The 8,886-nt window shown below is 61.7% G+C and carries 6 protein-coding genes; 5 read left to right on the forward strand and 1 reads right to left on the reverse strand.

Going from position 1 to position 8,886, the window contains the following annotated elements; all coding sequences use genetic code 11:
- Positions 1–26 precede the first annotated feature (26 nt).
- From CCR96_RS16105 to CCR96_RS16125, 5 genes are all read left to right on the forward strand, one after another.
- Positions 27–881, forward strand: a complete 855-nt coding sequence (locus tag CCR96_RS16105; protein WP_201221140.1) for a glycosyltransferase — start codon at positions 27–29, stop codon at positions 879–881.
- On the forward strand, positions 878–2,140 hold the full coding sequence (locus CCR96_RS16110) for a glycosyltransferase family 4 protein (RefSeq protein WP_201221141.1): 1,263 nt from the start codon (positions 878–880) through the stop codon (positions 2,138–2,140). The genes CCR96_RS16105 and CCR96_RS16110 overlap by 4 nt, the downstream gene beginning before the upstream one ends.
- A complete protein-coding gene (locus CCR96_RS16115) occupies positions 2,131–3,315 on the forward strand; it encodes a glycosyltransferase family 4 protein (protein ID WP_201221142.1) in 1,185 nt (394 codons plus the stop codon). The genes CCR96_RS16110 and CCR96_RS16115 overlap by 10 nt, the downstream gene beginning before the upstream one ends.
- 43 nt (positions 3,316–3,358) lie before the next feature.
- Positions 3,359–5,281: an asparagine synthase (glutamine-hydrolyzing) gene (gene asnB, locus CCR96_RS16120; protein ID WP_201221143.1), complete on the forward strand. Its 1,923-nt coding sequence runs from the start codon at positions 3,359–3,361 to the stop codon at positions 5,279–5,281.
- Between the two features lie 116 nt (positions 5,282–5,397).
- Complete coding sequence (locus tag CCR96_RS16125; protein ID WP_201221144.1) at positions 5,398–7,953, forward strand: N,N-dimethylformamidase beta subunit family domain-containing protein; 2,556 nt, start codon at positions 5,398–5,400, stop codon at positions 7,951–7,953.
- An 85-nt stretch (positions 7,954–8,038) separates the two neighbouring features.
- Here CCR96_RS16125 and CCR96_RS16130 read toward each other — a convergent pair whose 3' ends face one another.
- A complete protein-coding gene (locus CCR96_RS16130) occupies positions 8,039–8,737 on the reverse strand; it encodes a hypothetical protein (RefSeq protein WP_201221145.1) in 699 nt (232 codons plus the stop codon).
- Positions 8,738–8,886: the final 149 nt, after the last annotated feature.

Consider the following 8,886-nt stretch of genomic DNA (forward strand, 5'->3'; position numbering starts at 1 on the left):
GCAGCCAACCCCTCGTTTCAATCATCATGCCCACCCACAATGCAAATGTGGGCTTTCTCCGCGAGGCCATCGACAGCTGCATCGCGCAAACGCACCCGCACTGGGAGCTGATTATCGTCGATGATGGCTCAACCAATGAAAGTCCATTGGTGATCGCCGAGCAAAGCGCACGCGATGCGCGCATTCGCAGCCTGCGTCATGCCAGCAAACGTCGCCTTCCGGCGGCACTGAACAGCGGAATCGAGCAGGCACAGGGGGATTTCCTGACCTGGCTGTCAGACGACGACCGATTCCGTCCGCTGGCCCTTGAGCGCATGCTGAAGTTCCTCAGTGAGCATCCGCAGATCGACATCGTCTATGCGGACTATTCGCTGCTGCAGAGCGACGGCACCCTTGGTGAGCGGATGCGGGTCGGCCCAGCAGAAGAGCTGGGTATCCATAAGCCCGTAGGCATCTGTTACCTGGCGAAGTATGAGGCATTCGCTCGCACCGGCTTCAGCGAGGACTTCTTTTTGGCCGAGGATCTCGATTTCTGGATTCGTGCTTGTATGACGTACAAAGCGACACCCTTGCACGAAGACCTGGCGCAGTATCGCCAACACAGAGGAACCCTGACGCAGTCGCATCCGCGCACCGAGATCCTCTCGGTCCATCGTCGCATCCTCGACCGGCACCTAGATCGCATGCACTGGCTGAGTCCAGCCAATCAGGTTCGTGCCTATTTGCGTCTCGGCAAGCAGTTCCTCGCGCAAGGTGCTGCGGCTCCCGCAGCGGCCGCATTCGGACGCGCAGTCAGCTTCGGACCTCATGCCTGCGCCGCCGCGTTCAGTGACCTTGTCACACGCAAGATCGGCCAGTACACCCAGCTGCAACGCTCATGAGCCCTGAACAACACCGCATCCGCCAGTTAATCTGGGTCTACGCCGGCGACCTCAGCACCGATCTCGACGCCGCTACCTGGCTGCAGACCGCAGCGCATCTGCGGCACCAAGGCTGGCAGCTGACGTTGATCACCACGACCGCCGATGCGAGCGCAACCGGTGTCACGCAGATCCAAGGCGTCGAGGTGCTCGCGCTCCATGCACCTCCGATCTGGCTGTTCGGCAAGCTCCTGTTTCATGCGCGGGTGGCAGCCCTGATCCTGGCCCAGCGCCGCGCCCTATCGGCAGTCCTCTTCCACGAGATGTCAGCGCTCTGGCTGTTGCCGCTGCGTCTCCTTGGGCGTCGAGGTCCGCGCCTGGTCATGGACACGCGAACCCTGTTCATGGCCGCGGACGAGACCACCACGCGCAAAGACCGGCTGCGCGCGCGCTACTTTGCAGCCATGCAGTGGCTCGGTAATCGGCTCGCCCACGGGCGACTCTGCATTACGCCAGCAATGGCCGAGACTTGCCGGATACCAAAGACCAAGCTGTGGGGTATCTGGCCCTCCGGCGTCGATCGCGAGACCTTCGCCGTCGCGCCGGGCGCCCGCCACTGGCCCCAGCACAACAGCCCGATCGAGATCGTCTACATCGGCTCGTTGCACAAGGAGCGAAATCTCTCGAGCCTCTGCTTTGCCGTGCGTAACGCCAACCTCGAAAGACCACGCTTTCGGCTGACGCTGATCGGCGACGGCTCCGAGCGCCCGCAACTCGAGCGCCAGGTCCTGCGGTCGGGCGGCGCGATCCAGCTGATACCGCCAGTCGCCCACTCGGCGGTGCCCGAGCTACTCGCGCAAGCCCATGTCGGTGCGCTGCCGTTCCCGGACGAGCAGAAGTTTCGCGTCAGCAGTCCGATCAAGCTGTTCGAGTACATGGCCTCCGGGCTGCCGATCCTGGCCACCCGAATCCGCTGCCACACCGACGTCCTCGGCGAGCGGCCCTACGTGTACTGGGCCGATGGCGCAGACATCGAGGCGCTGCTCGACGCCTTGGAGCAGCTCTGGCGCACCCGCTTCTGGCTCAGCCGCTTGGGCCAACAGGCGGCCAGAGACGCCGTCGCCTGGAGCTGGGAGGCCTCAGCAAAACGTCTGAGCGATGCGCTCGACGCGCATCTGCCGCCGCTGCCAACGCCACTCCCCCGAGCCGCATCGACCGGCCGCGATCAGGCTCAACTCGCTGCACTGAAACTCTCGCGAGGCACCGACGAATGGATATGAAAAGCGAGATCGCCCCGCTGCAAATCGCCGCTATCGTCTCGATGAAGGCCGGCATGGAGGCCTTTGTCCATCGCGAACTCGGCCTCATCAGCGACCTCGGTCACCAGATCCTGTTACTGCCGACCAAGGTCCGCCCCGGACTCTATGCGCCGCGCCCGGAATGGACCCTGTACCGCTGGCGCTGGTCGGAACTGATCTGGGCACAGTTGACCGGTCTGGCGTCGATGCCACGCCGCTACCTGGGGTTACTGCGCGAGGCCCTTGAAACCAGCTCCCTCGCTGATTTTCTGCTCGCCTGGCACCTGCGCCAGGCCGCTGAAGCGGCCGATGTCCTCTACGCCACCTTTGGCGACCACAAATTCTTCGTCGGCTGGTATCTCAAGCGCATCAGCGGCCGCCCGCTCGTCGTCACCATCCACGCCTATGAGCTCTACAAGAACCCGAATCCCGAGCTGTTCCTGATCGCCCTCGAAGACGCTGATCAGGTGATCACGGTCACCGAGCACAATCGCGAGCTGCTGCGCGATCGCTTTCGCGTCAGCGAGAACAAGCTACGCCTGGTCCGCATCAATGTCGACACCGAGGCGTTTCGCCCGTCCCACCCGCTGCGCATCCTCACGGTCGGCGCATTCGTCGAGCGCAAGGGGCACGAAACCCTCTTCCGCGCCATCAAACAGTTAGATCGCGATGACCTTCAGGTTTGGGTCGTTGGCGACCGCGCCGGCGAAGACCGCAATACCGTCGACGTTCCGGCGCTCGCCAAGGAGCTTGGCGTGGAGCGCCAGGTCGCCTTCTTCGGTAGCCAAAAAGGCCTTGCGCTCAAGGCCCTCTATGAGGCCTGCGAGATCTTCTGCCTGCCCAGTCGCATCGACAGCGACGGGGTCTGCGAAGGCTTCCCGACCGTAATCGCCGAGGCCATGGCCTTCGGTAAGCCGGTGATCTCCACCCACCATGTCGAGATCCCGCGCGTCTTACCGAACGTGATCGTCCCAGAGAACGACCCGCAAGCCCTCGCCGACGCCATTAGCCATCTCGCTGCGTCGCACACCCTGCGCATCCAGCTCGGTCAGCAAAACCGCCTCATCGCCGAATCCTTGTTCTCGGCACAGAACGCGCAGCGCACCGCCAAGGTCCTCACCGAGGCCGCCTTGCGCCGCTGTCCCGCCTATTCATGACCCCTGGCGCAGCGCCTGCCGCGCTGCTGGAGAGCCTAACCCTATGTGCGGAATCTGTGGAAGCTATCACTACGCCGAGAACATCCCCGCCAGCCCCCAAGTGCTCGCCGCCATGCTCGACGTGATCGAGCACCGCGGCCCAGACGATGAGGGCTACTTCGTGCATCAGGGCGTAGCGCTCGGCATGCGCCGGCTCAGCATCATCGACCTGGAGACCGGGCGCCAGCCCCTCTTCAACGAGGATCGCTCCCTGACACTGGTCTTCAACGGCGAGATCTACAACTACCTAGCCCTACGCCAACGCCTGCAGCGCGCCGGGCATCGGTTCCGCAGCGCCGGTGATGGCGAGGTGATCGTGCATCTGTACGAGGAGCACGGCGAGCGCTGTGTCGACTACTTGCGCGGTATGTTCGCCTTCGCGATCTGGGATGCGCGCCGCCAACGCCTGTTCCTGGCCCGCGACCGCATGGGCATCAAACCGCTCTACTATGCCGATACCGGCAAACGCCTGCTGTTCGGCTCCGAGATCAAATCGATCCTGCAAGACCCCGAGATCGAGCGCCGCCCCGACCCGCGGGCGATGAGCGAATACCTGTCGCTGCGCTATGTGCCGGCGCCCGCCACCCTGTTCGAACAGGTGCAAGCCCTACCGCCGGGCTTCACCGCGACCGTCGACGCCAAAGGCGTGCATCTGCGCCGCTACTGGGATATCTCCTACCAGCCCAACCCGCTGCTCGACACCGAAGAGGCCGCGCTCGAGGCCCTCGAGCCGATGTTCCGCGAGTCGGTCCGCCTGCGCTTGATGAGCGACGTGCCCTTCGGCGCCTTCCTCAGCGGCGGCGTCGACTCCAGCGCCGTGGTCGCGGTGATGAGCGAATTCCTCAATGAGCCGGTCAAGACCTATGCGATCGGCTATGAACACGACGGCACCGAGCGCTTCAGCGAGCTTCCGTTCGCGCGCGAGGTCGCGCGCCAATACGGCACTGACCATCATGAGGTCATGCTGCGCTCGGAAGACTTCATCAATCTCAGCGAAAAGGTGATCTGGCATCTCGATCAGCCCATCGCCGATGCCGCGCTGGTCGCTTATCATCGCGTCTGCGCGGCCGCCGCGGAAGACGTGAAGATGGTCCTGACTGGCGAGGGCGGCGACGAACTCTTCGCCGGCTACGGTCGCTACGCCGGCGAGCGGCTCGCGCCACTGTTTGGCGCCTTGCCCCCATCGATCGCCCAGCTCACCGCGACGGCCAGCCGCGCATTGCCCGGCCTCAGACGGCCCAAGTTGATGCTGCAGGCGCTGACCTACCGCGATGAAGGCCAACGGCTGCGCAACTGGTTTCCGTTGTTCGATGACCGCCGCAAGCCGAGCCTGCTCAGTCATGGCTTCAAGGCGCAGCTCGCCGACCAGCTCAGCGGCCCAGCCTTCCACGAGCACCTCGCGCGGACCGATGCCGACGGCTCGCTGCACCGCATGCTCTACGTCGACAACAAGGTCTACCTGCCCGATTGCCTGCTCGCCCGTGGCGACAAACTGAGCATGGCCAGCTCACTGGAGGCGCGGGTGCCTTTCCTCGACCACGCGCTGGTCGAGCTAGCAGCCTCGCTGCCAGCAGAGTTCAAGCTCAAGGGACTCACGCGCAAGCATCTGCTGAAGCGCCTCTGCGCCAAATGGCTGCCGGATCGCATCCTGCACCGCAAGAAAGAGGGCTTCCCGGTCCCGGTCGGCGTCTGGCTGCGCGGCTCGGCCCGGGAATTTGCGCGTGACCTGCTCTCGCCGCAGACCATTGCTCGGCGCGGACGCTTCGATACCCGCTTTGTCTCGCGCCTGCTCGACGAGCACGACCGCGGTACCGAAGACCACAGCTCGATGATCGTCGGCCTGATCAATCTCGAGCTCTGGCACCGCCTCTATATCGATTGCGCCCCGAGCGTCACGCAACAGCCGGTTCAGCAACGCGCGGCTTGAGGCCCCGACCCGCGGGTCTCGCGGGATTTTCACAACTCGCGCATCTCCATTCACCTCACGAAGGCCGCAAAGGTAAGACTCAACAACAGCGAGAAACGACGCCAGGAGAGAAGCACATGCGAACGCACTGCAACCCTTGGAGCGATGGCTACCTGATGATTTGGGGGGTGATTTCGCAACGGTCAGTTGCCTGCCTGCTGCTGGCCATCGCAATGATGCAAGGCGTTGATGCCACCTTGGCGGCGGCCGCGGACTGCAATCCGGTCGCTATAGAGAATACCAAAGCCGGCACAGCGAACTGGCAGCTCTCCAACCCCGCCAATGATATCGACAAACAGATCAAAGGCTTCGCCTCCCTAACCAGCGTCGCGGCAAACGAGACCCTGGACTTTCATGTCTCGGTGACGCCAGCACAGGACTACCGCATCGAAATCTACCGTCTGGGTTGGTACGGTGGCTCTGGAGGTCGCTTGCTGTTTGAGAGTGGCTCCTTGCCCGGAGACACCCAGCCGAATGCCATTCAAGACCCAACGACGGGACTGGTGTCGATGCCTTGGGAGGTGAGCTATTCACTCACCATCCCGCCCGATTGGGTCAGCGGCGTCTATGCGGCCAAGCTGATTAACGCTCAGGGCTTCGACAACTATGTCATCTTCGTCGTCCGTGATGACAGGCGCGCCGCTAGCCTACTCTTTCAACGCTCCGTCACCACCGATCAGGCCTACAATAACTATCCAAATGACGGCGCCATCGGCAAAAGCCTGTACGACTACAACAGCCATGGAGAAGCGACGATCAGTGGAAGTCCACGGGCGGTTAAGGTGTCGTTCGATCGTCCCTACACCGGCAGGGGTGCGGGAAGCTTCTTCGACTGGGAGTATTCCTTGCTGCGTTGGATCGAGCGCCAAGGCTACGACGTCAGCTACAACACCAACCTTGACACACACCGCAACGGCAGCATGCTGCTCAGCCACAACGCCTTTCTCTCCACCGGCCATGACGAGTATTGGACCAAAGAGATGCGCGACGCTGTCGAGGCCGCGCGCGACAGCGGCGTCCATCTTGCTTTTTTTGGTGCTAACGCGGCCTACTGGCAGTCTCGACTGGAACCGTCCGACGATGGCACGCCAGATCGCGTGCTGACCGTCTACAAAAACTGGCAGATCGACCCTATCGCAGATCCAGCCCGCAAGACTGTCCTCTGGCGCCAGATCGCGGGGCGCGCGGAGCAGCAACTGGTCGGCGTGCAATATCTGACCGACGGCAACTGGGACGAAAATACCGATTATGTCGTCCAGAACAGCAGGCACTGGCTCTATGCGGGCACCGGCTTCGTCGACGGCGACCGCGTCCCCGGTATCGTCGGTTACGAGGTCGACAGTTTCCAGTCCGCCTTTCCAGCACCGGTTGGAACCGACCATAGCTTCCTCTCCGCCTCTGAGTACCTAGACGCTTACGGCGACCGGGTTACGTCGCAGGCATCGATCTATCAGGCACCAAGCGGCGCTTGGGTGTTTGCCAGCGGCACCATGTGTTGGAGCTGGGCACTCGACAACACAGGGCTTATCGATGCCCGTCTGCAGCAGACCACGGCTAACCTGCTCGATGCCTTCAACGGTGGACGCTGCGAGCCAACCACCCCACCCCCAGACGATAGCGAAGGGCGCGTCTACGAGGATGCCGAAGATGGGGAGACGACAGGCTGGCGCGTCTATGCCGGCACTGGCGCCATCGAAAATCTGGCCGATGCCGCGCGCGGCAGTCGTGTGATCGTACTGCAGGGCAATGGCACGCAGACCGGCTATCAGCTGCGCAACGCGGATGGCACGCCTTGGCAGGACGCCGAACACACCCAGCTCGTGCTCGACCTGCGCTATAGCGAGCCCTTCCGGCTGTACGTGGATGTGCAGACCAGCGACGGCCAACGCTATCTTGAATACAGTCCCGTCGGCATTGGTAATGACTGGACCTGGGATATCTACATTCACCACGGCCTCAGCGCGAGCTTGACCAATGGCCAGTGGCAGCGCATCGAGCGCGATCTGGTCGCCGATCTCAAGGCCGCCGAGCCGCAATTGGAGTTGCGGCAGGTCAATGGTGCCCTGATCCGCGGTAGCGGACGCTTGGACGATATCACTCTAGCCGGTGAGGCTTCTTCGACCCCACCCTCCCCAGACGATCGCGAAGGGCAAGTCTATGAGGATGCCGAAGATGGGGAGACGACAGGCTGGCGCGTCTATGCCGGTACTGGCGCAATCGAGAATCTGGCCGATGCCGCGCGCGGCAGTCGTGTGATCGCGCTGCAGGGCAATGGCATGCAGACCGGCTATCAGCTGCGCAACGCGGATGGCACGCCTTGGCAAGATGCCGAGCACACGCAGCTCGTGCTCGACCTGCGCTATAGCGAACCCTTCCGGCTGTACGTGGATGTGCAGACCAGCGACGGCCAACGCTATCTTGAATACAGCCCCGTCGGCATTGGCAACGACTGGACCTGGGATATCTACATTCACCACGGCCTGAGCGCGAGCTTGACCAATGGCCAGTGGCAGCGCATCGAGCGCGATCTGGTCGCCGATCTCGAGGCCGCCGAGCCGCAATTGGAGTTGCTGCGGGTCGATGCTGTCCTGATCCGCGGAAGCGGACGCTTGGACGATATCGAACTGCGCTGAGGTCTTGAGTAGGCGCTTTATCTGCTCGAGGCCCGCACGCCTCCGGCATTCTTCATCATTGCCGGAGGCTGGGAAGAGCGGTACGTCAAGGTCGGCGAAACGCAGCGTCTAATGCCGAGTTCGGCAGGCCAAGCTGGACGATGTCCGGCGACTCGCGCCTAGGTTCAACCCCGAGCTGAAAGACGTACCAAGCAATCACGCTCATGATCAGCATCTCACCGCCATCTTCGATCAACAGCCAAAACGGCTCGCCCCAGTGAATTGCACTATGCAGCATGTCGACAAAGACGCCAAATAATGCCAGAAAAAGCACCAGGGCGAACAGATGCCGGGATGCCTGCCGTGCAATGTGATCAGCGTACAGGTAGGCAATACCGATGATGGCAAACAAGAGCGTGCCAAACAGCAAGGTTACAACAAGCTCACCGAGGTCCTGCGCGCGCAACTCCAGAATGGGTAGCAACTGCAGCGCATTGGCAAGATAGCCTCCCAGGCGCTCATGGATTTGCAGCGAATCATCAAACAACAGGTACGCAAACAATAGCGACCAGGCAAAGTAGATAAAACGACCGTGGCCGATTGCCAGGGTCAACAGCAACAAAACGATCCAATATTCCTTGATGTACTGGTAGACCTCGGCATAGCCGAGATCCTCCTCGATCGAGAACAACGGGCTTGTCACCAGCCCCAGCTTGAAGCCAATATGGACCAGGATGAAGACCAAATCAGCCAGCAGGAACAACAGCAAGAATCGATTCGATTGTTTCTCGAGATGAAGAACCATGGTGCAGCCCCTTTTTAAACCTTAGACTTGTGACTAAATAATATTTTTTTATTTTTCAGTAACCTGACGAGCATTCTTTCAGTAAGCTTTTTCAAAACAACAGCTTAACCTTGAAAAGTTATAATTCGACCCTATTAATAATTGAATGG

This window comes from Halochromatium roseum, assembly GCF_016653315.1.
GTDB classification, from domain to species: domain Bacteria; phylum Pseudomonadota; class Gammaproteobacteria; order Chromatiales; family Chromatiaceae; genus Lamprobacter; species Lamprobacter roseus.